The organism is Actinomadura sp. WAC 06369 (genome assembly GCF_003947565.1).
Taxonomy (GTDB): Bacteria; Actinomycetota; Actinomycetes; order Streptosporangiales; family Streptosporangiaceae; genus Spirillospora; species Spirillospora rifamycini.
On sequence record NZ_QHJN01000034.1, the window covers coordinates 1 to 25,385 of the forward strand.

Annotated in this window: 25 protein-coding genes and 1 pseudogene; 18 read left to right on the forward strand and 8 right to left on the reverse strand. The window is 74.3% G+C overall.

Translation table 11 applies throughout. From position 1 onward, the window contains the following. Positions 1-35: 35 nt before the first annotated feature. Positions 36-110, forward strand: a complete 75-nt coding sequence (locus DMH08_RS42785) for a hypothetical protein (protein ID WP_442778635.1) — start codon at positions 36-38, stop codon at positions 108-110. A 263-nt stretch (positions 111-373) separates the two neighbouring features. Here DMH08_RS42785 and DMH08_RS42790 read toward each other — a convergent pair. The 4 genes and pseudogenes from DMH08_RS42790 to DMH08_RS11975 all read right to left on the reverse strand — a co-directional run. Further along, a pseudogene (locus tag DMH08_RS42790) lies at positions 374-835 on the reverse strand (FAD-binding oxidoreductase); the annotation flags it as partial. A 165-nt stretch (positions 836-1,000) separates the two neighbouring features. Further along, entirely contained in the window at positions 1,001-2,155 is a 1,155-nt protein-coding gene (locus tag DMH08_RS11965; RefSeq protein ID WP_125613750.1) for a lysylphosphatidylglycerol synthase transmembrane domain-containing protein, read from the reverse strand. Positions 2,156-2,295: 140 nt separating this feature from the next. Then, complete coding sequence (locus DMH08_RS11970; protein ID WP_034521250.1) at positions 2,296-2,568, reverse strand: hypothetical protein; 273 nt, start codon at positions 2,566-2,568, stop codon at positions 2,296-2,298. A gap of 28 nt (positions 2,569-2,596) precedes the next feature. Further along, entirely contained in the window at positions 2,597-4,156 is a 1,560-nt protein-coding gene (locus DMH08_RS11975; RefSeq protein WP_125613753.1) for a hypothetical protein, read from the reverse strand. Positions 4,157-4,258: 102 nt separating this feature from the next. Between DMH08_RS11975 and DMH08_RS11980 the strand changes: the two genes are divergently transcribed. Then, positions 4,259-4,957, forward strand: a complete 699-nt coding sequence (locus tag DMH08_RS11980; RefSeq protein ID WP_125613756.1) for an HAD family hydrolase — start codon at positions 4,259-4,261, stop codon at positions 4,955-4,957. Position 4,958: 1 nt separating this feature from the next. On the opposite strand, the gene DMH08_RS11985 is transcribed toward DMH08_RS11980, so the two are convergent. The 3 genes from DMH08_RS11985 to DMH08_RS41580 all read right to left on the reverse strand — a co-directional run bounded on the left by DMH08_RS11985 (position 4,959) and on the right by DMH08_RS41580 (position 7,605). Beyond that, positions 4,959-6,014, reverse strand: coding sequence for a TRM11 family SAM-dependent methyltransferase (locus DMH08_RS11985; protein ID WP_125613759.1), 1,056 nt, complete (start codon positions 6,012-6,014; stop codon positions 4,959-4,961). Positions 6,015-6,089: 75 nt separating this feature from the next. Beyond that, entirely contained in the window at positions 6,090-6,536 is a 447-nt protein-coding gene (locus DMH08_RS11990; protein ID WP_125613761.1) for a hypothetical protein, read from the reverse strand. Between the two features lie 91 nt (positions 6,537-6,627). After that, the gene (locus DMH08_RS41580) at positions 6,628-7,605 is read right to left on the reverse strand and encodes a ferritin-like domain-containing protein (RefSeq protein ID WP_233617542.1); all 978 of its coding nucleotides are present in this window, start codon (positions 7,603-7,605) and stop codon (positions 6,628-6,630) included. 235 nt (positions 7,606-7,840) lie between these two features. Here DMH08_RS41580 and rimP point away from each other — a divergent pair, with 235 nt between their 5' ends. From rimP to DMH08_RS12080, 16 genes are all read left to right on the forward strand, one after another. Next, positions 7,841-8,536: a ribosome maturation factor RimP gene (gene rimP, locus DMH08_RS12005; RefSeq protein WP_084551137.1), complete on the forward strand. Its 696-nt coding sequence runs from the start codon at positions 7,841-7,843 to the stop codon at positions 8,534-8,536. Between the two features lie 13 nt (positions 8,537-8,549). Then, complete coding sequence (nusA, locus tag DMH08_RS12010; RefSeq protein WP_026405482.1) at positions 8,550-9,680, forward strand: transcription termination factor NusA; 1,131 nt, start codon at positions 8,550-8,552, stop codon at positions 9,678-9,680. A gap of 28 nt (positions 9,681-9,708) precedes the next feature. Beyond that, on the forward strand, positions 9,709-9,969 hold the full coding sequence (locus tag DMH08_RS12015) for a YlxR family protein (RefSeq protein WP_026405483.1): 261 nt from the start codon (positions 9,709-9,711) through the stop codon (positions 9,967-9,969). 140 nt (positions 9,970-10,109) lie between these two features. Then, positions 10,110-13,169, forward strand: a complete 3,060-nt coding sequence (infB, locus tag DMH08_RS12020; protein ID WP_125613764.1) for a translation initiation factor IF-2 — start codon at positions 10,110-10,112, stop codon at positions 13,167-13,169. Positions 13,170-13,483: 314 nt separating this feature from the next. Continuing rightward, on the forward strand, positions 13,484-13,780 hold the full coding sequence (locus DMH08_RS12025; protein ID WP_026405485.1) for a DUF503 domain-containing protein: 297 nt from the start codon (positions 13,484-13,486) through the stop codon (positions 13,778-13,780). A gap of 55 nt (positions 13,781-13,835) precedes the next feature. Then, positions 13,836-14,336 carry a 30S ribosome-binding factor RbfA gene (rbfA, locus tag DMH08_RS12030; RefSeq protein ID WP_026405486.1) on the forward strand — a complete coding sequence of 167 codons (501 nt, stop codon included), beginning with the start codon at positions 13,836-13,838 and terminating at the stop codon, positions 14,334-14,336. Further along, a complete protein-coding gene (locus tag DMH08_RS12035; protein WP_233617544.1) occupies positions 14,333-15,529 on the forward strand; it encodes a DHH family phosphoesterase in 1,197 nt (398 codons plus the stop codon). The genes rbfA and DMH08_RS12035 overlap by 4 nt, the downstream gene beginning before the upstream one ends. Positions 15,530-15,588: 59 nt before the next feature. Next, positions 15,589-16,461 (forward strand): tRNA pseudouridine(55) synthase TruB, encoded by an 873-nt coding sequence (gene truB / locus DMH08_RS12040; RefSeq protein ID WP_026405487.1) that lies wholly within the window; start codon positions 15,589-15,591, stop codon positions 16,459-16,461. Positions 16,462-16,589: 128 nt separating this feature from the next. Then, a complete protein-coding gene (gene trhA / locus DMH08_RS12045) occupies positions 16,590-17,270 on the forward strand; it encodes a PAQR family membrane homeostasis protein TrhA (RefSeq protein WP_125613767.1) in 681 nt (226 codons plus the stop codon). Positions 17,271-17,418: 148 nt separating this feature from the next. Beyond that, positions 17,419-18,396, forward strand: coding sequence for a bifunctional riboflavin kinase/FAD synthetase (locus tag DMH08_RS12050; RefSeq protein ID WP_026405489.1), 978 nt, complete (start codon positions 17,419-17,421; stop codon positions 18,394-18,396). Between the two features lie 229 nt (positions 18,397-18,625). Further along, positions 18,626-18,895 (forward strand): 30S ribosomal protein S15, encoded by a 270-nt coding sequence (rpsO, locus tag DMH08_RS12055; RefSeq protein WP_026405490.1) that lies wholly within the window; start codon positions 18,626-18,628, stop codon positions 18,893-18,895. A 345-nt stretch (positions 18,896-19,240) separates the two neighbouring features. Further along, entirely contained in the window at positions 19,241-21,556 is a 2,316-nt protein-coding gene (locus DMH08_RS12060) for a polyribonucleotide nucleotidyltransferase (protein WP_125613811.1), read from the forward strand. A 112-nt stretch (positions 21,557-21,668) separates the two neighbouring features. Then, the gene (locus tag DMH08_RS12065) at positions 21,669-22,979 is read left to right on the forward strand and encodes a M16 family metallopeptidase (RefSeq protein WP_026405492.1); all 1,311 of its coding nucleotides are present in this window, start codon (positions 21,669-21,671) and stop codon (positions 22,977-22,979) included. 30 nt (positions 22,980-23,009) lie between these two features. Further along, the gene (locus tag DMH08_RS12070; protein WP_026405493.1) at positions 23,010-23,384 is read left to right on the forward strand and encodes a phage holin family protein; all 375 of its coding nucleotides are present in this window, start codon (positions 23,010-23,012) and stop codon (positions 23,382-23,384) included. 30 nt (positions 23,385-23,414) lie between these two features. Continuing rightward, complete coding sequence (gene dapB / locus DMH08_RS12075; protein ID WP_026405494.1) at positions 23,415-24,152, forward strand: 4-hydroxy-tetrahydrodipicolinate reductase; 738 nt, start codon at positions 23,415-23,417, stop codon at positions 24,150-24,152. After that, positions 24,152-24,691: a transglutaminase-like domain-containing protein gene (locus DMH08_RS12080; protein WP_034521255.1), complete on the forward strand. Its 540-nt coding sequence runs from the start codon at positions 24,152-24,154 to the stop codon at positions 24,689-24,691. Before dapB ends, DMH08_RS12080 begins: the two co-directional genes overlap by 1 nt. A 9-nt stretch (positions 24,692-24,700) precedes the next feature. On the opposite strand, the gene DMH08_RS12085 is transcribed toward DMH08_RS12080, so the two are convergent. Next, complete coding sequence (locus tag DMH08_RS12085; protein WP_125613770.1) at positions 24,701-25,372, reverse strand: hypothetical protein; 672 nt, start codon at positions 25,370-25,372, stop codon at positions 24,701-24,703. Between the last annotated feature and the right edge of the window lie 13 nt (positions 25,373-25,385).

Consider the following 25,385-nt stretch of genomic DNA (forward strand, 5'->3'; position numbering starts at 1 on the left):
CGGCGGTCGAGCGCATCGCCCGGGAGGCGTTCGAGCTGGCGCAACGTCGGCGCCGCCGGGTCACCATCGTGCACAAGGCCAACGTGCTGAGGATGACGAACATGGTGTAGAAGCCGTACACGTCCTCCGGCGCCTGGGGGAGGAACTCGCGGTACCAGGAGAGCACGTCGCGGGTGCGTTCGACGGGCCACACGGTGATCGCCATCCCGACCGTGTCCACCGGGTGGAGCCGGTAGGTCAGGGAGGTGACGACGCCGAAGTTCCCGCCGCCGCCGCGCAGCGCCCAGAACAGGTCGGGGTGCTCGTTCTCGTCGGCGGTGACGAACCGCCCGTCGGCCAGGACGACGTCCGCGGCCAGCAGGTTGTCCACCGTCAGCCCGTACTTGCGCGTGAGGTAGCCGTGGCCGCCGCCGAGGGTGAGGCCCGCGGCGCCGGTCGAGGACACGATCCCGGCGGGCGTGGCGAGCCCGAAGGCGTGGGCCGCGTGGTCGAGGTCGCCGAGCAGGGCGCCGCCGCCGACCTGCGCGGTCCGGGCGGCGGGATCGACGTGCACCCACCGCATCGGCGACAGGTCGATGGTGACGCCCTCGTCCACCAGGCAGAGCCCCGGCCCGCTGTGCCCGCCGCCGCGGACGGCCGGTTCCAGCCCGGCGTCGCGGACGAGCGCGACCGCCGCCATCACGTCTGCGGCGTCCGCGCACCGCACTATCGCGGCCGGATGCTTGTCGATCATCGCGTTGTAGACCTTGCGGGCTTCGGCGTACGCCGCGTCCCGCGGATCGATGACCGGTCCGCGCAGGCTGGAGCGCAGCGCCTCCACTGTCGCGCTGTTCATGATGTTCTCCCCGGACGAGCCGAACCGCACGGCCGGGCGCCCGCGGCGGCCGCCGGTGCGCTCCGCGCCGTGCCGGCCTGTACGCAGGCCGCCCTGCCCGGCCCTCCGCCAGGGAAAACCGCACAAATGGACATATAGCAACAAATGGGTTTAAAGGTGCTGGGGTCAGGGGCGGCGGGACGGCTCGGCGGACGCGGCCGCCGCGCCGTACCCCATCCCGAGCGCCATCCCGGACGACGCCGCGCGCAGGCAGCCCAGGACCAGCCGGCCCGCGCGCGCCGACCGCGCCCGCGCGGACACCCGCGGACCCTCGCGCAGCACGGCCCACGCGGCCCACCCGACCGCGACCACCGCCCAGTACGACACCAGCCGGTACAGCGCGACGGCCGCGACGGCCGCGGCCGGCCCGGCGCCCAGCGCCGCCAGGGCCGCCGCCATGCTCGTCTCGACCGCGCCGAGCCCGCCCGGCAGCAGCGGCAGCGCGCTGCCCGCCGCCTGCGCCGCGAAGTACGCGAGCGCGACGCCGTGCGGCGGCACCGCGATCCCCACCGCCTGCGCCGCCGCGAACAGCGCCAGGATGTCGAAGGCCCAGTTGAGGACCGCCAGCGCGGCGAGCGCCGCCCAGTCGCGCCCGGACGGCCGCAGCACGTCCCGCGCCTCGGCCAGCGCGGCCGCCGCCCGCGCCGCGCGGGGCGCCACGCGCGGGTGCGCCACCGCCCTGCCGCCCGCCCGGCGCAGCGCCCCCGCCGCCGCGCGGCGCGCACCCGGCCGCAGCAGCACGGGCGCGGCGAGCAGCGCCGCGGCGACCGGGACGGCGAGCGCCGCCAGCACCGGTCCGCGCGAGCGCGGCTCCGCCAGCAGCGCCGCCGTCCCGATCGCGGTGTACGCCGACGTCGTGATCACGCCGCCCGCCAGGATCACCGCGGTCGCCAGCCGGGCCGGCGCGCCGCCCCGCCGGAACTGCCGGAACGTGTAGACGACGCTCACCGCGGGGCCCGCCGGAAGGGTCGTCGACAGCGCGTTCCCCGCGTAGGTGATCGCGAAGGCGCGGCGCAGCGACATCCGCAGCCCGCCCACCCGCAGCAGCCGCCGCTGCAGCCGGGCGAACGCGCCCATCGACCCCGCGCCGCCCACCACGACCAGGACCAGCCACAGCGGCTCGGCCCGCCCCGCCGCGGCCCGCAGCGCGCCCGGATCGGGGAGCCGGTCGCGGTTCAGGACGAGCGCCGCGACGGCACCCAGCACCAGCGCCCACTGGACGGCGACGCCCGCGCGCCGCCACCGCGGCGCACGAGGCTGCTCCGCGACCACCCGCTCCACGCCCGCTCACCCCGCAAGATCCTTTTACGGTGCGAACCTACGGTCGGGGGCGGACATTCCCCGGCGGCCGGGATCCGGAAACCGGCGCAGCCGCTTGCGGCCCGTCCGCTTCCGGCCCGTCCGCGCCCGGACGTCCCGGCTCAGGGGCGGTTCGTCGGGTTCACCGCGTCCGACTCGGCGGGGCCGTCCCGGTCGGGCCAGCGCTCGTCCTCGCCCGGCCGGGCGGCCTGCTCGTCGTACTCGGCGACGCTCAGCCCGTCCCGGTCCTGGTCCGGCTCCTCGATGACGTGGTCCGCGGGCGGATCCTGGACGTACTGCTCGGTCAGGGCGACCTCGTCGGCCTGCTCGTCGTCGCCCATGTCGTCCACGTCCGCGCGGAAGTCTCTGTCCTCTCCAGGGTTGCGCTGCCTCATGCCCCCGGTGTGCCCGCAGCCCGGCGCCCTATGCGGCCGGGCGGTCCCGGACGGCGACGAGCCCGCCGACCACGCCGACGAACGCCGTGCCGTCCGGGCCGATCGTGACCGGCGCCCAGTTGTTGTCGAACCACTTGCCCGTCCCGGTCAGCACCTTGTAGACCGTCCGGCCGGTGTGGACGTCGACCGCAGTGAGGTACCAGGCGTCGACGAGGTCGCGGCGCGGCTCCTTCGTGTACACGTACAGCAGCCCGGCCGGGACCGACACCTTCGGGACGGTCGACGGCGACCGCTCCGCGCTCGTCCACACGGTGCGGCAGCCCGCGCCGCCGGCGTCGACGTCCACGCGGGCGAGCCCGCCGGTCGGCGCGCCGCCCGGCGGCAGCTCGAAGAAGTTGCGGTAGCCGTGGTTGTTCTCGATGAACAGGCTGTTCCCGTACCCGACCAGCGAGTTGTCCGTCGCGCTCCGCCCGCTGCCGAACACCGGCTCCCGGCAGACGAGGCTCCCGTCGTCCCGCCGCCGCACGACCACGTTCATCCGGTCGTCGGCGTTGTCGGTGATCGCCACGTACGCGTCGCCGAGCAGCGTCGGCGTCGTCCCCGACCCCTGGTCGATCTGCCCCGGCTTGCGGCCCGAACCCCGGTCGTACGGCTCGCGCCACACGGTCCGCGGCATGCCGGTCGCGTCCGCCCGCATCGCGTACAGCGCGTGGTCGGACACGATCGAGACGCCGTCCTCACCGGCGGCGAACGAGTTCTGGATCCGCTCGCCGCCCGCCAGCCGCGTCGCCCGCACCGTCCCGGTGTCCGGATCGACCGTGCCGAGGCGCCCGCCCCGCGTGACCCACCAGATCAGGCCCGTCCAGTCCGGCCCGACCGCGGTGATCGGGTCGCACTCGCCCTGCGGCCACGGGTTCGTCCACGTCGCGCAGTCGTGCGGCAGGTACGGGCTCAGGTCCCAGTCGTCGACGACCTCGAACCGCCACCGCCCGTCCGGCCCCTTCCCGTGGGCGAACCGGCGCAGGTGGAAGTCGGAGTCGGCGAGCACCGCGCGGTCCTGCGGGTCGAGGTAGTAGTACGCCCCGCCGGACGTGTCGGTGAAGATCTTGTCGAGGCTCAGCGAGAACACCGCCTCCACCGTGGACGGACGCGGCGGAAGCTCGAACGTCGCGAGATCGTCCAGCGTCCGCGGGTCGATCAGGCGCAGCATGAAGTTCTGCCCGCGCGTGCACTGGGCGACGATCAGCCCGCTCCGCCGCGCGAACGTCACCGTCGAGCACAGCCCCGGGAGCCCGCCGCCCTTCGCCTCGTCCAGCACCTCCGGGTTCCGGCCCAGGGGCCCGAGGAACGGGTAGGCGTCGGACGCGTGGCTGTCGGCGTGCATCGACGACGTCCCGACCGGGCCCATGTGCGGGTTCGCCGAGACCGGTGCGCCGGGCAGCGGCCGCGGCGTCGCCGGACCGCCGACGAACGCGGGGACGCGCCCGGTGCCGGGGCCGTCGGGGATCGGGTCCGCGCCCGCCGCCGACGGCAGCAGCGCCGCCGCCAGCGCGACGGGAAGCACGGCGGCGAGCAGGGCTCTGCGCATCGGGCAACTCCTCGTCAGGACGTCGCCCCGTTCGCGCCGCCGGGACGTTCAACGCATCGTCAGTATGATCGTCCGGGGCGCCCGGATGGTTACCATCCCCGCATGGCCGTGAAAGCAGTGATCTTCGACTGGGGCGGCACCCTGACCCCCTGGCACGACATCGACATCGGCGACATGTGGCGCGCCATCTGCACCGCCCACCTGCCCGCCGACGACGTCGAGCGGGTCGCCGCCGCGCTGCTGGAGGCGGAACTCGAGCTGTGGCGGCGCGGCGAGGAGCAGCACCGCAGCGCCACCCTCGCCGAGGTCTTCGAGCGCGCGGACGCCGGACTGGAACTCACCGAGGCGCTCCTGGAGACCCACTTCGAGACCTGGACGCCCCACACCTTCACCGACCCGGCCGTCCCCGGCCTGTTCCGCGCCCTCCGCGACCGCGGCATCAGGATCGGCGTCCTGTCCAACACGATGTGCGGGCGCGACTGGCACGAGCGCGTCTTCGCCCGCGACGACGTCCTCGACCTCCTCGACGGCGCCGTCTACTCCAGCGAGATCCCGTGGACCAAGCCGCACGCCGAGGCGTTCCGCGCCGCGATGGACGCCGTCGGCGTCACCGACCCCGCGTCCTGCGTCTTCGTCGGCGACCGCCCCTACGACGACGTCCACGGGGCCAAGTCGCTCGGGCTCCGGGCCGTCCAGATCCACCACCAGACCACCCACGCGTTCACCCGGCCCGGCCTCCTGCCGCCCGACGCGCTCATCCACCGCATCGACGAGCTGCTGCCGCACCTCGACGGGTGGTGACCTAGGGCTTCGCGGCGACGATCAGATCCCGGGAGATCGCCTGGTCGACGCGGTGGCGGAACCGCAGGTACGGCTCGGATTCCGCCACCCGCAGCCCGCTCCCCGCCAGGATGTCCGCCAGGTCCTCGCGCCGCCCCACGAACGTGTTCCACGAGATACCGATCGCGCCGCCCGGCCGCAGCAGCCGCGCCCACTCCGGGACCGCGGCGGCCAGCAGCTCCACCGGGCTGCGCGACAGCTCCTGCCGCCGCCCCGGCCGCCCGCCCTTGGGGCGGCTCGCGTGCTGGACGCCGTACGGCGCGTCCGTCACGACCAGGTCGAACGACGCGGGCTTGAAGAACCGCCCCGCCTGCAGCGAGTCGGCGTTCACCACCTCGATGTCGATCGTCTCGCCGCTCTTGTAGCGCTCCTTCGACGCCCCGAGCGTCACGTGCAGGCGCCGCCCGACCACCGACTTCTCGCGCCGGATGTTCGCCACCTCCGCCCGGTGCTTCACCCGGTTGTTGCGCAGCCACGTCTTGATGAACGCCGCGTACGCGTCGAAGTCCTTGCCGTCGAGGTCGATCCCGGCCGCGTCGAACCCGTACATCATCGCCTGGTTCAGCGTCGTGCCCCGGCCGCACATCGGGTCCAGCACCCGCGGCCGCCCGGTCACCAGGTCGGCGGGGGAGTCGGTCGCCATCGCCGTCACGTTCAGCAGCAGCTTCGTGAAGTGCTCGTTCGTCTTCCCCGAGTACTTCTGGATCGTCAGCAGGTCGCTGCCGAACAGGTCCAGCGGCTCGACCGCCACGGGCCTGAGCAGGCCGCCGTCGCAGAACTCGAACAGCGCGTACAGCGACGACAGGTTCGACAGGAGCCGCACGTCCGGCGGGCCCAGCTCGTCGGCCTCGAACGTCACGTAGCCGACGCCGCCGACCGATGTCTCGCCGATGTCGCGGATCCGCCCGCCGAGCGCCCGCTCACCGAACACCGCGAGCTCGGCCCGCACCAGTTCGGCGGCGGCCTGCGAGTAGACCCGGTTGTGCGAAGGGGAGACGAGAAGGCCGTACGCGGTCATTCGAAGGAGCCTAACAGCGCGCCCCGCCGCCCGAGCCGGGCGCGGACACGCCCCCGGCCTCCCCGTCGGCGCCGGTCAGGCGGTCCCGATGCGGCGCCGCTTCGGACGCCCGCCGCGCGGACGGACCGACGGGAAGTCCGGCGCCTGGACGACGCGGCCCTCGACCGTCGGGACCTCCCCGGCGGTGTCGTCGGCGGGGCCCTCGCCGGTACCGCCGGCGGGGCCGTCGGGACGGGCGTCGTCCCGCGCGGCGGCGCCCGGGGCGGGCAGCGCCGCGGGCCCGGCGGGCGGGGCCTCCGGCGGCTCCAGGTCGGGCAGGTGGCGCGACGCCGCGTTCAGCAGCTCGGCGACGCGGCTCTTCAGGCTCGCCAGGTCGGCGCGGGCCACGTCCGCCTGCGCCTGCGCGCGGCGGGCGTTGCGGCGGGCCTCGTCCCGCTCGGCGGCCAGCCGGTTCAGCTGCTCGTGGTAGGCGGCCCGCAGTTCGTCGAGAGCGCTCGCGGCGCCGTTGTGCGGAGTGGTCATGCTCGTCTGGGCTCCTCCCCCGAGTGGTCCAGTGGCACAGGATGCAACGCCCGTTCCGGGCCGGGTGGTTCCCCGAAGTGTGGAAGATCACTCACCGGTCGCCGGGGACGGGACGCGGCGCGAGCGCGGCGTCCGGCAGCCCCGGGAACGCGTCCGCCGGAGCGGCCGCCCCCGCCCGGGCCCGCCAGCGCGCGGCGCGGGCCGCCGCCCGCAGCGCCCCGTCGGCCGCGAAGACCCGCAGGTCGGGCGCCGACGCCCCCGCCAGCGCGACGTAGCCCGGGACGACGCCGTCCTCCAGCGCCGCCGCGAGCAGCGCCGCGCTGCGGACGTCCGTGATGCGCACCGGCAGCTCGTAGGCCGGCGCCGCGGCGACCGGGTCCGCGGTCATGACCGACAGCAGCGCGTCGCGCCGCGACCGGTGGCCGTCCCACATCTCCTTCGCGGTCGCGCGCAGCTCGCCGGCCAGCCGCCCGCCGAGCACGCCGTACCCGTACACGGCCGCGTGCTCGGCGGCCAGCACGTCCTGCAGCGCGGGCGCGCCGGACCGGCCCGGCACGGGCGCCGGGTCGCCCCCGGCCGTCCGCGCGTGCCCGGCCTCGCAGGCCGCGATGCTCGCCAGGAGCTGCGCGAGCCCCGGCTCGGCGTCCGCCGTGTCGGCGGCGCGCGCCGCGGCCGACTCGCCCTCCGCCCGGCGCAGCGCCGCGAGCGCCGCGTCGCGCCCGGACGGGACGGGCCGCGCGCCGGGCGGCGGGATCCGGCCGCCCTCGTGCCGCCGGTCGCCCGAACCGGGCACGTGATGCGCCTTCAGCACCCGCAGGTGCTCGCGGTGCCGCGCCAGGACGGGATCGATCTCCCCGGCCAGGCCGGGGACCGCGGCGCGGGCCGCCTCGTACGTGGCGATGAGGTCCTGCTCGGCGGCGATGGCGCGCACCAGCGCGGGCATCCCGCGCACGGGCGCCGCGGCCTCGGCGGCGCACCCCGTCAGCGCCCCGGACAGCAGCGGCAGGGCGAGCGCGCCCCCGAGCAGCGCCCGGCGCCGCACGCCGCCGCGCGGTACGGCCTGAGGCAAGGGAGTCTCCTCACCGGATGGTGTGGGCGGTGACGCGCACGCGGACGTGCGCGCCGGGATGTGCAGGGGAGGCCCGCGGGGCCGGTCGCTCCGGGAGCCGGCGGCGGACCGCTACCAGCATTTCACATCCGCCGCGCCGGTGACCTGTCCGAAAGACCGCTGCGGTGTCCGGCTGTCGATAGTCTTGAAGGGTCAGCGGACACACGGTGACATCAGGACAACACGAGGAGGGGCCATGAGCGTCGAGTCCCGCGGAGGTCCGGCCCGCGGGGGCCGCCCCGGCAGGGGCCGCGCCCATGGGGACCGTGAGCGGAGCGGCCGGGACCGCCGCCCCGACCCCGCGGCGCGGCCGACCCGCGACGTCGCCGCCGCCGAGCTGCGGCACCTGCTCGAACCGGCCGTGACCGAGGCCGGGTTCGACCTCGAGGACATCGACGTTCGCCCGGCGGGTCGGCGCCGCCTCGTCAAGGTCGTCGTGGACGCCGACGGCGGCGTCGGGCTCGACGACATCGCGCGGCTCAGCGAGACGGTGTCCGCGCTGCTCGACGGCTCCGACGTCATGGGCGCCTCCCCGTACGTGCTCGAGGTGACCTCGCCCGGCGTCGACCGGCCCCTCACCGAGCCGCGGCACTGGCGCCGCGCCGTCGGCCGGCTGGTCGTCGCGCCGCTGGCGGAGGGCGGGCAGGTCGAGGGCCGGGTGGTCGCGGCCGACGACGAGGCCGTCGAGATCGAGGTCGCCGAGCCGCGCCGGAAGAAGGGAGCCGGCGCGGGGGGCGGCGGTACGTCCGCTGGGTCGAAGACCGCCGGGCCGGGCGCCCGGCGGCGCCGGTTCGGCCTCGGCGAGCTGGGGCGCGGCCGCGTCCAGGTGGAGTTCAAGGCTCCGCCGCCCGGGGCGGCCGAAGATTCGCGTTCACCGGCTGAGCCGGACTAGAGGGGGGAACCTCGTGGACATCGACATGACCGCCCTGCGGGGCCTGGAGAGCGAGAAGGACATCTCGCTCGACGTGGCCGTGAAGGCCATCGAAGACGCCCTGCTGATCGCCTACCACCGAACCGAGGGCGCGGCGCCCCGGGCGCGCGTCGAGCTGGACCGCACCACCGGGCACGTCACCGTCTGGGCCACCGAGACCGACGAGGAGGGCACCGCCCTCCGCGAGTACGACGACACCCCGACCGGGTTCGGGCGGATCGCCGCCACCACCGCGAAGCAGGTCATCCTGCAGCGGCTGCGCGACGCCGAGGACGAGCTGACGTTCGGCGAGTACGCGGGCCGCGAGGGCGACATCGTCAGCGGCATCATCCAGCAGGGCAAGGACCCGCGGAACGTGCTCGTCGACCTCGGCAAGATCGAGGCGGTGCTGCCGCCGCAGGAGCAGGTGCCGGGGGAGCGGTACGAGCACGGCGAGCGCCTGCGCGCCTACGTCGTCCAGGTCCGCAAGGGCCACCGCGGCCCGTCGGTGCAACTGTCGCGCACCCACCCCAACCTGGTGCGCAAGCTGTTCGCGCTGGAGGTCCCGGAGATCGCCGACGGGACGGTGGAGATCGCGGCGATCGCCCGCGAGGCCGGGCACCGCACCAAGATCGCGGTGCGCTCGCGCAAGCCGGGCGTGAACGCCAAGGGGGCCTGCATCGGCCCCGTCGGCGGGCGCGTCCGCAACGTGATGACCGAGCTGCACGGCGAGAAGATCGACATCGTGGACTGGTCGGAGGACCCGGCCGAGTTCGTCGGGAATGCGCTGTCGCCGGCGCGCGTTTCGAGTGTCGAGGTCGTGGACGCGGACGCCCGGGTCGCCCGGGTGATCGTGCCCGACTACCAGCTTTCGCTGGCCATCGGCAAGGAAGGGCAGAACGCCCGGCTCGCGGCCCGGCTCACCGGCTGGCGGATCGACATCCGGTCCGACACCGAGCCCGTCGAGCCCGCCGGGGGCGCCGACCCCCGCGGGCCGGGACGGCCGCAACCGGACGATCGCGGCGACCGGCCGCAGACGCCCCCCAAGGCCGCCGGGACCGGCGGATCCGGATCTTCTACGTCAGGAGACCATGCGACAGGTCCCGCCGACGCCTCGGCGCGGTAGACTCTTGAAAAGCGGCCGGGCTGCCCCCATGCGCACGTGTGTGGGCTGTCGGGTCCGCACGGCCAAGTCCGACCTGCTCCGCCTGGTGGTGGTCGAGGGCGTGATCGTCCCCGATCCGCGCGGGCGGATGCCGGGGCGGGGCGCGCATCTGCACCCCGATCCGGGATGCCTCGAGCTCGCAGAGCGACGTCGGGCGTTCCCCAGGGCGTTCCGCCTTCAGGGGCCGCTCGACGCCGATGTGCTGCGGGCGCGGGTTGCGGAGCGGGCCGCGCGGCAGCAGGATGGCTGAACGTAATGGCCGAACGGTAAGCGACGTCTAGTCGGGAAGCAGGTCGAGATTGCTATGAGCGCTCGATGAGCACGCCGCGATGAGTACGGCAAGTTAGCGACGGTCCGGTGGCCGCACCCCCGGACCGAGTAGGGAGTGCAGTGGCCAAGGTCCGGGTATACGAGCTCGCCAAGGAGTTCGGAGTAGAGAGCAAGGTCGTCATGGCCAAGCTCCAGGAGATGGGCGAGTTCGTCCGTTCGGCGTCCTCCACGATCGAGGCGCCGGTCGTACGCAGGCTTACCGAAGCCTTCCAGAACGGTTCCTCCAAGCAGGGGGACAGGCGCGCCGCACCGAAGAAGCCTTCGGGGCAGCCGCGTCCGTCCGCGCCGCGTCCGGGTCCGCCCGCCGGCGACGGACGTTCCCAGGGTCCGCGTCCGGGCCCCCGTCCGGGCCCCGGTGGTCCCGGCGGCCAGGGCGCGCAGCGCCCGTCCGCGCCGAAGCCCGGCCCCGCCGGCGCCGGTGCGCCGAAGCCGGGCCCGCGCCCGCCGGTCCCGCCGGCGCCGACCCAGCAGGTCCCCGGCCGGCAGGCTCCGGGGCAGCAGGCTCCGGGCCAGCAGGTGCCGCCCCCGGCCGCCGCGCAGGGCCCGAGCGCCCCGCCGGCCGGTGAGCGCACCGACCGCGGCGAGCGCACCGAGCGCACCGACCGCGGCGAGCGGCCCGGCGGCCAGGGCGGCGGACGCCCGGCCGGCGGCCCGAAGCCGGGTCCCCGCGCGCCCAAGCCGGGCCCGCGTCCCGGCCCCCGCCCCGCGGGCGGCGGCCGCGGCCCCGGCGGTCCGCGTCCGGGCAACAACCCGTTCAGCTCCAACGCCAGCGGCATGGGCCAGGCGCCCAAGCCGGGCCCGCGTCCCGGCCCGCGGCCGGGCGGCGACCGTCCCGCCCGGGACGGCGGTCCGGCGGGCGGCCCCCGTCCGGGCCCGCGTCCCGGCGGCGCCCCCGGCGCCGGCGGCCCGCGCCCGAACCCGGGCAGCATGCCGCCCCGTCCGGGCGGCCCGCGGCCCAGCCCGATGAACATGCCGTCCTCGCGTCCCGCGGCCCCCGGTCGCGGCGGCCCCGGCGGCGGTCGTCCCGGCGGCGGCGGACGCCCCGGCGGCGGCGGTCGTCCCGGTGGCGGCGGCGGTCGTCCGGGCGGCGGCTTCGGCGGTCCGCGCGGCGCCGGCGGCGGTGGCGGCGGTCGTCCGGGCGGCGGCTTCGGCCCCCGGCCCGGCGGCGGCGGCGGTCGCGGTCGCGGCGGCACGCAGGGCGCGTTCGGCCGTCCCGGCGGACGTCCCGCACGCGGGCGCAAGTCGAAGCGGGCGCGTCGTCAAGAGTTCGAGAACATGCAGGCGCCCGCCGTCGGCGGCGTCTCGGCCCCGCGCGGCAACGGCAAGACCATCCGGCTGCCGCAGGGCGCCTCGCTGACCGACTTCGCCGAGAAGATCGGCGCCAACCCGGCGTCGCTCGTCGCGATCATGATGCACCTCGGCAAGATGGTCACCGCGACGCAGTCCGTCGACCCCGACGACCTGCAGGCGCTCGGGCTCGAGCTGGACTTCGACGTCCAGGTCGTCAGCCCCGAGGACGAGGACCGCGCGCTGCTCGAGTCGTTCGACATCGAGTACGGCGAGGACGAGGGCGGCGAGGAGCACCTCCAGGCGCGTCCGCCCGTGGTCACCGTCATGGGCCACGTCGACCACGGTAAGACGAAGCTGCTGGACGCCGTCCGGCACGCCAACGTGCAGGCGGGCGAGGCCGGCGGCATCACCCAGCACATCGGCGCCTACCAGGTCGAGACCGAGGTCGACGGCGAAGAGCGCAAGATCACCTTCATCGACACCCCGGGTCACGAGGCGTTCACCGCCATGCGTGCCCGCGGTGCCGACACCACCGACCTGGTGGTGCTGGTGGTCGCCGCGGACGACGGCGTCAAGCCGCAGACGACCGAGGCGATCGACCACGCCACCGCGGCCGGGGTGCCGATCGTGGTCGCGGTCAACAAGATCGACGTCGAGGGCGCCGACCCGAACAAGGTGCGGGCGCAGCTCACCGAGTACGGCCTGGTCGCCGAGGAGTTCGGCGGGCAGACCATGTTCGTCGACGTGTCCGCCAAGCAGGGCACGAACATCGACGGGCTGCTCGAGGCGATCATCCTGGCCGCCGACGCCGAGCTCGAGTTGAAGGCCAACCCCGACATGCCCGCCCAGGGCTCGGCCATCGAGGCCCACCTGGACAAGGGCCGGGGCGCCGTGGCGACCGTGCTGGTGCAGCGCGGCACGCTCCGGGTCGGCGACTCGATCGTCTGCGGCGTGGCCAACGGCCGCGTCCGGGCGATGCTCGACGAGAACGGCAACAACGTCGAGGAGGCGGGCCCGTCCCGTCCGGTGCTGGTGCTCGGCCTCGCGGCCGTGCCCGGCGCGGGCGACAACTTCCTGGTCGTCGACGACGACCGGGTGGCCCGGCAGATCGCCGACAAGCGCGTCGCGCGCAAGCGCAACGCCGAACTGCTGCGCAGCCGCAAGAGCAGCTCCCTCGAGGAACTGTTCAAGGACTTCCAGCAGGGCAAGCGGGAAGAGCTGCTGCTCATCCTCAAGGGCGACGTGTCCGGTTCGGTCGAAGCGCTGGAGGACTCGCTCCTCAAGATCGACGTGGGCGACGAGGTCAGCCTGCGGATCATCCGCCGCGGCGTCGGCGCGATCACGCAGGACGACGTCAACCTGTCGCTGGCGTCCGAGGAGGGCGCGGTCATCATCGGCTTCAACGTGCGGCCCGAGCGGAACGCACAGGAGATCGCCGACCGCGAAGGCGTCGACATCCGGTACTACTCGGTCATCTACCAGGCGATCGAGGAGATCGAGGCGGCCCTCAAGGGCATGCTCAAGCCGGAGTTCGAGGAGGTCCAGCTCGGTACCGCGGAGATCCGCGAGATCTTCAAGGTGCCGCGGATCGGCAACGTCGCCGGTTCGATGGTCACCTCCGGCCACATCCAGCGGAACGCGAAGGCCCGCCTCGTCCGCGACGGCGTGGTCGTCGCCGACAACCTCACGGTGTCGTCGCTGCGCCGCTTCAAGGAAGACGCCACCGAGGTCCGCGAGGGCTTCGAGTGCGGTATCGGCGTGGGCTTCAACGACATCAAGCTCGGTGACGTCATCGAGTGCTTCGAGATGCGGGAGAAGCCCCGCGACTGAGGCGCCCGGCGGCGTCCGCAGCCGAACGGCCGGCCGCCCGTCCGGACCCGCGGGTCCGGACGGGCGGCCGTCCCCGGCTCGGCCACCGTTCGAGGGGCTCGCCCCGGCCGCGGCGTGCGCTCGCCGGCGGGGTGAGTGGAATGTGACGGTCCGGGGCGCTCGACGGAAAAACGGTGACATGGCGCCAGGCTCATCTCATAGCCTGGCGTCTGTCATTCCCGGTCCCGCCGCCGCCGCAGGCGGAGGCCGGCCCGGGAACACGGCGGCCGATCGCCGTCGTTTCACTTTTGAGAGATCCCGAGGTGATCGATCAGGTGTACGTGGGTGCACTGACACTCGACCTGCTGCTGGGGGACGTCCGGTCGCTGAAGCAGAAGCGGTCCGTGGTCCGGCCCATCATCGCCGAGGTGCGCAAGCACTTCCCGGGTGTGGCCGTGGCCGAGACCGGCGACAACGACCTGTACCGCCGCGCGGAGATCGGGATCGCCGTGGTCTCGGGCACCGCGGCCAACTGCTCCCAGGTGCTCGAGCAGTGCGAGCGCCTGGTGTTCGGGCGGCCGGAGATCGAGCTGCTGTCGGCCAGGCAGCGGCTCTTCAATGACGAGGACTGAACCGGTCGGCGGCCGGGACACGGCCCTCGCCGGACCATAGAAAGGGAGTGCGATCATGGTGGACGCAGCTCGGGCGCGCAAGCTCGCCGACCGCATCCAGCAGATCGTCGCCGAGATGCTGGAACGGCGGATCAAGGATCCGCGGCTCGGCTTCGTGACCGTGACGGACACCCGCATCACCAACGACCTGCGCGACGCCACCGTGTACTACACGGTGTACGGGTCGGACGGCGAGCGCGCCGAGACGGCCGCCGCGCTGGAGAGCGCCAAGGGCGTGATCCGCTCGGAGGTGGGCAAGAAGACGGGGATCCGGCACACGCCGAGCATCACCTTCGTCATGGACTCCCTGATGGAGAACGCCGCCCACATCGACGACCTGCTGGCGAAGGCGCGCGCGCGGGACGCCGAGGTCGCGCGGGCCGCGCAGGGCGCCGCGCACGCCGGTGACGCCAACCCGTACCGCGAGCCCGCCGCCGACGGCGATCCGGACGACGAGTTCGACGACGAGCCCGGGTCCGACGGCGAGGACGGCTCGTCCCGGCGCTCGCCGTCGTGAGCGCCGCCGAGGACCGCGCGGTCGCACCGGCGGCGTGGTCGCACGGATGGCCGTCGCGCGTCGCCGGCGGCTACCGGGCGGGCCACGGCGACGCCGGTCCCGGCCACGATCCGGTGCCCGGCGCCGGGAACGGCGCCGCCGCTTCCGCCGCCTCCGTCGCCTCCGCAGAGGCCGCCCCGGACGCCGGCGACGGCTCCGGCGGCCTCGAGTGGGAGAAGGCGCTCGAGCTGATCCGCGCGGCCGACGAGGTGGTGCTCGCCTGCCATGTCGTCCCGGACGGGGACGCGCTCGGCTCCATGCTCGCGCTCGGGCGGGCGCTCCGCTCGCTCGGCAAGCGGTGCCTCGCGTCGTTCGGCGAGCCGTTCACCGTCCCCGGCATCCTGCGGTTCCTGCCCGGCCAGGAGCTGCTCGTGGAGCCCGGCCGGCTGCCGGCGTCGCCCCGGCTGATGGTCTCGCTGGACGCGGCGGGCCGCGCCCGGCTGGGGTCCCTCGCCGGGCACGCCGACCGGGCCGGGGCGCTGATCGTGGTCGACCACCACGCGTCCAACACGGGCTTCGGCGGGGTGCGGCTGGTCGACCCGGACGCCGCCGCGACGGCGGTGCTGGTCGAGGAGCTGATCCGGCGGCTCGGCGTCCCCCTCGACGGCGACATCGCCCAGAACCTGTACGCGGGGCTGGCGAGCGACACCGGCTCGTTCAAGTACCCGTGCACCACCCCCGAGGTGCACGATCTCGCCGGGCGGCTGCTCACCGCGGGCGTCCGTCCCGAGGCGGTCAGCCGCGAGCTGTGGGACCGGGCGCCGTTCGGCTACCTGCAGGTGCTCGCGGGCGCGCTGGCGCGGGCGCGGCTGGAGCGCGACGCCGCCGGCGGCCGGGGCCTGGTGTGGACGACGATCGCCCGGGCGGACCGGGACGCGCGCGACGTCCCCTACGATCAGCTCGAAGGCGTCATCGACCAGCTCCGCCGCACCGACGAGGCCGAGGTCGCGGTCGTGTGCAAGGAGAACGACGACGGCGACTGGTACGTGTCCATGCGCTCCAAGGGGGCGGTGGACGTCGGCCGCGCCTGCGTCGCGCTGGGCGGGGGCGGGCACCGGACCGCGGCCGCGTTCACGACGGCCGGGGAGCCCTCGGCCGTCATCGACCGGCTGCGCGGCGCGCTGCGCCCGTCCGGCGAGGCCGCCCCGTCCTGACCCTTCGGCCAAGCAGTCGGACCCGGCCGGGGACCCCCGGCCCTGGAATCGGAGCGCGCGTGGAGAACTCGGGGCTCGTCATCGTCGACAAGCCGGCGGACTGGACCTCGCACGACGTCGTCGGCCGCATGCGGCGGCTCGCGAAGACCCGCCGGGTCGGGCACGCGGGGACGCTCGACCCGATGGCGACGGGCGTCCTCGTGCTCGGCGTGGGGAAGGCGACCCGGCTGCTCGGGCACCTCGCCCTCACCGAGAAGGGCTACGACGCGACGATCCGGCTCGGGCAGTCGACCAACACCGACGACGCCGAGGGCGAGATCACCGCGTCGGCGTCCGCCGCCGCCGTGACCGACGAGGCGCTGCACGCGGGCGTCGCGGCGCTGACGGGGCGCATCGAGCAGGTGCCGCCGCAGGTCAGCGCGATCAAGGTGAACGGCGAGCGGGCCTACAAGATGGCCCGCAAGGGCGAGGAGGTCGAGTTGAAGGCCCGGCCGGTGACCGTGCACGGCTTCACCGTCACCGGTGTCCGCCGCGACGGCGACCTGATCGACGTCGACGCGTCGGTGGCGTGCTCGTCCGGCACCTACATCCGCGCGCTGGCCCGCGACCTCGGCGCGTCCCTCGGCTGCGGCGGGCACCTGACCCGGCTGCGCCGCACCCGCGTCGGCCCCTACGACCTCGGCATGGCCCGCACCCTGGACGCCCTGGCGGAGGACCTCGAGATCCTGCCGATGAACGAGGCGGTCGCCGCGGTGTTCCCGCGGCGGGACGTGTCGGCGGACGACGCCCGCAAGGTCGCGCACGGGGGGCGGCTCCCGGCGGCCGGGCTCGGCCCGGGGCCGGTCGGCGTGTTCGGACCGGACGGGACGCTGCTCGCGCTCGTCGAGGAGCAGGGGCGCGCGGCCAAACCGCTGGCGGTCTTCGTTCCCTGACGGGCCCGGCGCACGCCCCGCCCGTCCGTGTCGATCGTCACGCCGGACACCGGTGCCAAACCAACCTACGGTGTCGTAACCTACGTAACCGTAAGTTGGTTGTGGCATGGTCAGAGCAGGAGGTGTCCATGGCGACGGCGACGAGCGGCCGCACCGGGAGCGCACCCGTCGATTCCCCCACGCGCCCGAGGCTTCGCGGCTGGCTGCACATCGGCGCGTTCCCGGCCGTCCTGGTCGCCGGGCTCGTGCTGGTCGCGCTCGGCCCGACGACGCAGGCCCGGCTGGCCTCGGCGGTGTACGTGGCGGCGTCCGGGATGCTGTTCGGCATCTCCGGCACCTACCACCGGCAGCGTTCGCACCGGGTCATCGAGGTGCTGCGCCGCTTCGACCACGCGAACATCTACCTGATCATCGCCGGGACGTACACGCCGTTCGCCGTCGTGGCCCTGGACGGCGGTGCCCGCGTCGGGGTCCTGGCCACCGTGTGGACGGGCGCTATCGTCGGCGTCGTGTTCCGGACGGTCTGGATCGGCGCCCCCCGCGCCCTCTACGTCACCCTGTACATCGTCCTGGGCTGGGTCGCGGTGTTCTTCCTGCCGCAGTTCCTGGACGGCGCGGGCGTCGCGGCGTGCGTCCTCGTCGCGATCGGCGGCATCTGCTACAGCCTGGGCGGCGTCGTGTACGGGCTGCGCCGCCCCGACCCGTCCCCGAGCTGGTTCGGGTTCCATGAGGTGTTCCACACGTTCACGCTCGTGGCGTACGTCCTCCAGTACATCGCGGTTTCGCTGGTCGTGTACCAGTCCGGCTGACCCGCGCCAGGGGCGTCCCGGACGCGTTCGCCCGCGTTAGGGCGCCCCTCCCACGACGTCGGCCCGGGGCGCATGGCACCCTTTATGGCGACGGCAAGAACCGGGCAGACGAGAACCGGACGGATACGTCCTACGCAGGGAGAGCATGGTGCGGCGCTGGCATGGCCTCGACGAGGTACCCGCCGACTGGGGCCGTTCGGTGGTCACCATCGGCGTGTTCGACGGTGTGCACCGCGGGCATCAGCGGATCGTCGGCGCCGCCGCCGAGGAGGCCCGGCGGCGCGGGCTGCGCTCCGTGGTGATCACCTTCGACCCGCATCCGGACGAGGTCGTGCGGCCCGGCACCCACCCGCCGCTGCTGGCCACCACCGGCCGCCGCATCGAGCTGCTCGGGGGCCTCGGCACCGACGCGGTCGTGGTGGTCGCGTTCACGCTCGACCTGTCGAAGACGCCGCCGGACGAGTTCGTCCGGCAGGTCCTCGTCGACCGGCTGCACGCGGCGCACGTCATCGTCGGCGAGGACTTCCGGTTCGGGCACAAGGCCAAGGGCGACATCGCCCTGCTGCAGGAGCTCGGCGGCAAGTACGACTTCACCGCCGAGGGCGTCCCGCTGGTGGCGGACGGCGACACCATCTCCTCGACCTCCATCCGGGAGCGGCTGGGGGCGGGCGACGTCGAGGCCGCCGCCGAGGCGCTCGGCCGGCCGCACCGGGTCGAGGGCGTCGTCGTGCGCGGCCACCGCCGCGGGCGGGCGCTCGGCTTCCCGACCGCGAACCTGGAGACGCTGCCCAACACCGCGATCCCCGCCGACGGCGTCTACGGCGGCTGGCTGGTCTGCGACTCCGACCGCTACCCGGGCTTCCGCTGGCCCGCCGCGATCTCCATCGGGACGAACCCGACGTTCGAGGGCGCGGGGGAGCGGACGGTCGAGGCGTACGCGCTCGACCGCGACGACCTCGACCTGTACGGCGAGCACATGGGCGTCGACTTCGTCGCCCGCATCCGGGACACGCTCAAGTTCGACTCGGTCGACGCGCTCGTCGAGGAGATGCGCCGGGACGCCGACCGGGCCCGGGAGATCACCGCGGCCGCGCCCGGCGAGGAGCCCGGGACGCCCGCCGGGTGACGTCCCGCGCGGGGACGGTCGCGCGCCGCACCCTCCGTGATCAGGGGGGACCCGGACCGTGACGGTGCGTCGTCCCGGCATGGTACGGTGAAGAATCGCCGGGATGGGCCCCGGCGCGGCTGGCTGCACCCTCATGCGGCTCGCCACATCTCTCAATGACGCACCATGCGGACCCGTTCGCCCGCTTCCGGGCCGGGATCTGCGGGTGACGACCTTACGAAGGAGCCACGTGTCGCTCGACACCGCCACGAAGAAGCAGATCATCGCCGAGTACGCGACCACTGAGGGTGACACCGGGTCTCCGGAGGTCCAGGTCGCGCTGCTGACCCGGCGCATCACCGATCTGACCGAGCACCTCAAGGAGCACAAGCACGACCACCACAGCCGCCGCGGCCTCCTGCTGCTGGTCGGCCAGCGGCGTCGGCTCCTGAAGTACCTCGCCAACAAGGACATCAACCGCTACCGGAAGCTGATCGAGCGCCTCGGTCTGCGCCGCTAGCGGTGTGAGGGAGTGGCCATCGGGCCACTCCCTTCCTTTATCGGCCGGGTGAAGCCGTGCAGGCCCCCCGGCCCGGCCGGGGCCGGGCGGACGGCCCGCCCCGGCGCAGCCCGCGCCGTCCGGCCCGCCGGCCGGACCGGCCGGACAACCGAAGAGAAGACCCTCGCGGACACCGCTGGTGCGGGCCGGTCCTCGGTAGTGGCTTCCGGATCCGATCCGCCCGCGTCGGCGGGCACGGGATCCGGGTGCTTCGATCGAAGACCGGCAGCGTGACAAGCCACGGGAAACGGCCGCGAGGTCCGATACCGGAACCTGAGGAGGTTTCCCGTGACAGAAGCCGTGCGCATCGACGGAGCGCAGAGCACCGAGGCCGTGATCGACAACGGCACGTTCGGCACCCGCACCATCCGCTTCGAGACCGGCCGGCTGGCCCGCCAGGCCGCCGGCTCGGCCGTCGCCTACCTCGACGACGAGACCATGGTCCTGTCGGCGACCACCGCGTCGAAGAAGCCCAAGGACAACCTGGACTTCTTCCCGCTGACCGTGGACGTCGAGGAGCGGATGTACGCGGCCGGGCGCATCCCCGGCTCGTTCTTCCGCCGCGAGGGCCGTCCGTCCGAGGACGCGATCCTGACCTGCCGGCTCATCGACCGGCCGCTGCGGCCGTCCTTCACCAAGGGCCTGCGCAACGAGATCCAGGTCGTCGAGACGATCATGGCGCTGCACCCCGACCACCTGTACGACGTCGTGGCCATCAACGCCGCCTCGATGTCCACCCAGCTGGCCGGGCTGCCGTTCTCCGGCCCGATCGGCGGCGTCCGCGTCGCGCTGATCGACGGCCAGTGGGTCGGGTTCCCCACCCACCCCGAGCTCGAGCGCGCCACGTTCGACATGGTCGTCGCCGGCCGCGTCCTCGAGGACGGCGACGTCGCGATCATGATGGTCGAGGCCGAGTCGACCCGCGACACCCTCAAGCTCGTCGGCGACGGCGCCGTCGCCCCGACCGAGGAGACCGTCGCCGAGGGCCTCGAGGCCGCCAAGCCGTTCATCAAGGTGCTGTGCCGCGCGCAGAGCGACCTCGCCGCCGTCGCCGCCAAGCCGACCACCGAGTACCCCGTCTTCCTGGACTACCAGGACGACGTCCTCGAGGCCGTCACCGAGGCCGTCGGCGGCGACCTCGCGCAGGCGCTCACCATCGCCGGCAAGCAGGAGCGCGAGACCCGCCTCGACGAGATCAAGGCGGCCGCCGCCGAGAAGCTCGCCGAGCGGTTCGAGGGCCGCGAGAAGGAGATCTCCGCCGCGTTCCGCGCCGTCACCAAGAAGCTCGTCCGCGAGCGCGTCGTCCGGGACGGGCTGCGCATCGACGGCCGCGGCGCCAAGGACATCCGCCAGCTCACCGCCGAGGCGCACGTCGTCCCGCGGGTGCACGGCTCGGCGATCTTCGAGCGCGGCGAGACGCAGATCCTCGGCGTGACCACGCTCAACATGCTCCGCATGGAGCAGATGATCGACACGCTCAACCCCGAGCGCACCAAGCGCTACATGCACAACTACAACTTCCCGCCCTACTCCACCGGTGAGACCGGCCGGGTGGGCTCGCCGAAGCGGCGCGAGATCGGGCACGGCGCCCTCGCCGAGCGCGCCCTGATCCCGGTCCTGCCGACCCGCGAGGAGTTCCCCTACGCGATCCGGCAGGTGTCGGAGGCCCTCGGCTCCAACGGCTCCACCTCGATGGGCTCGGTCTGCGCGTCCACGATGTCGCTGCTGGACGCCGGCGTCCCGCTCAAGCAGATGGTCGCGGGCATCGCGATGGGCCTGATCCACGAGGGCGGCGAGTACGTCACCCTCACCGACATCCTCGGCGCCGAGGACGCTTTCGGCGACATGGACTTCAAGGTCGCCGGCACCCGCGATGTGATCACCGCGCTGCAGCTCGACACCAAGCTCGACGGCATCCCCGCCTCGGTGCTGGCCGCCGCGCTGAAGCAGGCCAAGGGCGCCCGCCTGGCGATCCTCGACGTGATGCAGGAGGCCATCGAGGCGCCCGCCGAGATGAGCCCGAACGCGCCGCGGATCATCACCATCAAGGTCCCGGTCGACAAGATCGGCGAGGTCATCGGCCCCAAGGGCAAGATGATCAACTCGATCCAGGACGACACCGGCGCCGACATCACCATCGAGGACGACGGCACGATCTACGTCGGCGCCACCGACGGCCCGTCCGCCGAGGCCGCGCGGCAGGCGATCAACTCGATCGCCAACCCGCACATGCCCGAGGTCGGCGAGCGGTTCCTCGGCACCGTCGTCAAGACGACCACGTTCGGCGCGTTCGTGTCGCTGCTGCCCGGCAAGGACGGCCTGCTGCACGTCTCGCAGATCCGCAAGCTGCACGGCGGCGCCCGGATCGAGAACGTCGAGGACGTCATCGGCGTCGGCGAGAAGATCCAGGTCGAGGTCACCGAGATCGACCAGCGCGGCAAGCTGTCGCTGGTCCCGGTCGACGTGATCGAGCGGGAGTCCGCGGAGAAGGCCGACGGCGGCGACGACGGGGCTGCCGAGGCGACCGCGGAGGCCGGCGACGGCGACTCCGGCGAGCGCCGCGCCCCGCGCCGCCGCCGCACCCGCCGCGGCGGCGACGACGCGGGCCAGCGCAACTCCTGACCGCGCACGACGGCCGACCGGCCCGCCCGCCCGGGGCGGGCCGGTCGGCCGCTTTCCGGCCCGGCGCCCGCCGGCCCGGGACAGCGACCAGCAACCGGAGGGTGAGCCAGCCGTGACGCTGCCGGCCCGGGCGCAGGAGCCCGGAACCACCACCACGATCCACGCCGACGGCGCCGGCGAGGTCCGCCGCACCGTCCTGCCCGGCGGGCTGCGCGTCATCACCGAGCGGATGCCGACCGTCCGGTCCGCGGCGTTCGGCATCTGGGCGTCCGTCGGGTCCCGCGACGAGGAGCCCGCCGACGCCGGCGCCTCCCACTACCTCGAGCACGTCCTGTTCAAGGGCACCGAGCGGCGCTCCGCGCTGGAGATCTCCGCGGCGATCGACGCGGTCGGGGGCGACCTCAACGCGTTCACCGCCAAGGAGTACACCTGCTACTACGCGCGGGTGCTGGACGCCGACCTGCCGCTCGCCGTCGACGTCGTGTCCGACATGGTCGCGGCGTCGGTGAACCGCCCCGAGGACGTCGAGGCCGAGCGCGGCGTCATCCTCGAAGAGATCCACATGCGGGACGACGACCCCGGCGACCTCGTCCACGACGAGTTCGCCACCGCCCTGTTCGGCGACACGCCCCTCGGCCGTCCCATCCTCGGCACCGAGGAGTCGATCAACGCGCTGTCGCGGGACCGCATCCACGGCTACTACCGCGACCGGTACGTCCCGCAGAACCTCGTGGTGTCCGTCGCGGGCAACGTCGACCACGACCGCGTGGTCGGGCTCGTCGCCGAGGCGTTCGCCGGGCGCCTCACCGGCGACGCCGCCCCCGCCGGGCCCCGCCTCGACGGCCCGGCCGTGACCGCCGACCCGCGCACGGTCGTCCTCGACAAGGACACCGAGCAGGCCCACATCATCCTCGGCGGCCTCGGCGTGCCCCGCACCGACGACCGCAGGTTCGCCCTGGGCGTCCTCAACGCGGCGCTCGGCGGCGGCATGTCGTCCCGCCTCTTCCAGGAGGTCCGGGAGAAGCGCGGCCTCGCCTACTCGGTCTACAGCTACACCGCGCAGTACGCCGACTCCGGCATCTTCGGCGTCTACGCGGGCTGCCAGCCGTCCAAGGCCGAGGAGGTCCTGCAGATCTGCCGCGACGAGGTCGCCCGCGCCGGCGACCTCACCGCCGAGGAGCTCGAACGCGGCAAGGGGCAGCTGCGCGGCGCCATGGTCCTCGGCCTCGAGGACACCGGCTCCCGGATGAGCCGCATCGCCAAGAGCGAGCTGGTATACGAGTCGCTGATGCCCGTCGACGAGGTCCTCGCCCGCGTCGAGGCCGTCACGCTCGACGACGTCCGCGCGGTCGCCGCGGACGTCCTCGGCGCGCCGCAGGCCCTCACCGTCATCGGGCCCGTGGGGGACGGCTTCGGCAGTTAACCGCCCGGCCCGCCGGGTAGGGGGTGCCACGTGAAGATCCTCATCAGAGTGGTCATCGCCGCGGTGGCGCTGTGGGTGGCGTCCGCGGTGGTGGACGGCATCGACCTGGAGGGCGGCGATACCGGCGAGGAGGCGCTCACCCTGCTGGTGGTCGCCGCCGTTTTCGGCGTCATCAACGCCGTGCTGAAGCCGATCATCAAGGTGCTGGGCTGCGCCTTCTACATCCTCACCCTCGGCCTGATCGCGCTCGTGGTGAACGCCGCGCTGCTCATGCTGACGAGCTGGGTCGCCGGCGAGATCGGCGTGCCGTTCCACGTCGAGTGGTTCTGGCCCGCGTTCTGGGGCGCCATCATCGTCGGGCTCGTCAGCTGGGTCCTCAACCTGTTCGTCGACGACGACCGGTAGGCTCGGGCCGACGCCGGACGGGAGGAACACGTGATCAAGGTCGGAGTGCTGGGCGCGCAGGGCCGGATGGGCGCGGAGGTGTGCCGCGCCGTGCAGGGGGCGGACGACATGGAGCTCGTCGCCACCGTGGACGTGGGGGACGCGCTCGACCCGCTCACGGCCGCCGAGGTCGTCGTGGACTTCACCCGCCCCGACGTCGTCATGGACAACCTCCGCTGGTGCGTGGAGCGCGGGCTGCACGCCGTCGTCGGCACCTCCGGCTTCGACCCGTCCCGCGTCGACACCGTGCGCTCCTGGCTGACCGACGCCTCCGCGGGCAACGTCCTCATCGCCCCGAACTTCGGCATCGGCGCCGTCCTGATGATGCACTTCGCGCAGAAGGCCGCCCCGCTGTTCGAGTCCGTCGAGATCATCGAGACGCACCACCCGAACAAGGTCGACGCGCCGAGCGGCACCGCGCACCGCACCGCCGAGCTGGTCGCCGCCGCGCGCGCCGAGGCCAAGGTCGGCCCGTCCCCGGACGCCACCACGTCCGAGCTCGACGGGGCCCGCGGCGCCGACGTCGACGGCGTCCGCGTCCACGCGGTCCGCATGTCCGGTGCCGTCGCGCACCAGGAGGTCGTCCTCGGCGGCCACGGGGAGCTGTTCACGATCCGCCACGACTCCATGAACCGCGAGTCGTTCATGCCGGGCGTCCTGCTCGCCGTCCGCCGCGTCCCGAACCTCGACCGCCTCACCATCGGCATCGAGTCCCTCCTCGGCCTCTGATGGAGTTCGCGGCCGACCCCTGGGACTACCTCGCCGCCTCCGACGCGATCGACATCGAGCACCCGCTCGTCCAGTCGATCGCCTCGGAGCTGCGCACCGGCGACGACATCGCGTACGCGCACGCCGCGTTCGACCACGTCCGCGACCGGGTCGCCCACTCGATGGACGCCGCCGACCCCCGCGTCCCCTGGCGGGCCTCCGACGTCCTCGAGCAGGGCGTCGGCCTCTGCTACGCGAAGTCGCACGCCTACGCGGCCCTGCTGCGCGCCGGCGGCATCCAGGCGGGCCTGTGCTACCAGACCGTCTCCGGCGTCCTGCACGGCCTCACCGCCGTCCTCGTGGACGACCGCTGGGTCCGCCTCGACCCCCGCGGCAACAACGCGACCGTCGACGTCCGCTTCTCGCCGTCCGAGGACCGCCTCGCCTACCCGGACGTCCCCGTGCACCCCACCGTCTACGCGACCCCGCACCCGACCGTCCTGCGCGCCCTCCGCTCCATGCGGACCCTCGACCCCGAAGCCCTCCCGACCGCGCTCTGACCGCGCCCTTCAGCGCCCCGCGCGGAACGCGCCCGGGTGGGCCTTGTAGGAGATGTCGATCTCGCGGCGCCGCGGGTCGTCGTCCGGGGTCAGGATGTGGGTGAGGCAGGTGACGAGGACGGGGTGCCCCTTCGCGGCCCCCTTCCGGCGCGGCCCCAGGTCCGCGGCGGCGAAGAACTCGACGGCGGCCGCGGCGAACGCCGTCCGGCTCCCGGTCAGGCAGAGCGTGCGGGCGTGGGTGACGGGGCGCAGGTGGTCGCGGAAGTCCCGTCGGTGGCTGCGCTCGACCCAGGCGCGGGCGTCCCGGGCCGTCCGCTCCCGGTCGACGCGGACGGTCATCGGGACACCGGGGCCGGTGAGCGTGCGGCGGAGCCCCGGCCAGCGGGTCACCGGGAAGGCCGATGAGTGGTGGAGGAGGAGCAGGTCGAGGCGGCCGCCGCACTGCTCCACGAACCCCTCGCAGCCCTCGATCGGCTCCCCGCCGCGCAGCGGGACGTGGACGATCGTCCGGCGGGAGGCGGCGGCGAAGGCGAACAGTGCGCCGAGCCGCGTCAGCCCGTCCCGGTCTCCGACGAGCCACCCGTACCGCTCGGGGTCCCCGAGGGCGGTGTGCGCCGGCGGCGTCCAGGGCCGGACGACCCGCCGCCCGTCCCGCTCGAACCGCCGCACCCGCACCCGCACCGCCCTACCGTAG

Bases quoted from the DNA above. Each gene is read 5' to 3' on its own strand.
- DMH08_RS12015 (WP_026405483.1), top strand. From the start codon at position 9,709: ATGCGCACGTGTGTGGGCTGTCGGGTCCGCACGGCCAAGTCCGACCTG.
- trhA (WP_125613767.1), top strand. From the start codon at position 16,590: ATGGCGACGGCGACGAGCGGCCGCACCGGGAGCGCACCCGTCGATTCC.
- DMH08_RS11975 (WP_125613753.1), bottom strand. From the start codon at position 4,156: ATGCGCAGAGCCCTGCTCGCCGCCGTGCTTCCCGTCGCGCTGGCGGCG.
- DMH08_RS12080 (WP_034521255.1), top strand. From the start codon at position 24,152: ATGGAGTTCGCGGCCGACCCCTGGGACTACCTCGCCGCCTCCGACGCG.
- DMH08_RS11980 (WP_125613756.1), top strand. From the start codon at position 4,259: ATGGCCGTGAAAGCAGTGATCTTCGACTGGGGCGGCACCCTGACCCCC.
- DMH08_RS11990 (WP_125613761.1), bottom strand. From the start codon at position 6,536: ATGACCACTCCGCACAACGGCGCCGCGAGCGCTCTCGACGAACTGCGG.
- DMH08_RS11970 (WP_034521250.1), bottom strand. From the start codon at position 2,568: ATGAGGCAGCGCAACCCTGGAGAGGACAGAGACTTCCGCGCGGACGTG.
- rbfA (WP_026405486.1), top strand. From the start codon at position 13,836: ATGGTGGACGCAGCTCGGGCGCGCAAGCTCGCCGACCGCATCCAGCAG.
- rimP (WP_084551137.1), top strand. From the start codon at position 7,841: ATGAGCGTCGAGTCCCGCGGAGGTCCGGCCCGCGGGGGCCGCCCCGGC.
- DMH08_RS11985 (WP_125613759.1), bottom strand. From the start codon at position 6,014: ATGACCGCGTACGGCCTTCTCGTCTCCCCTTCGCACAACCGGGTCTAC.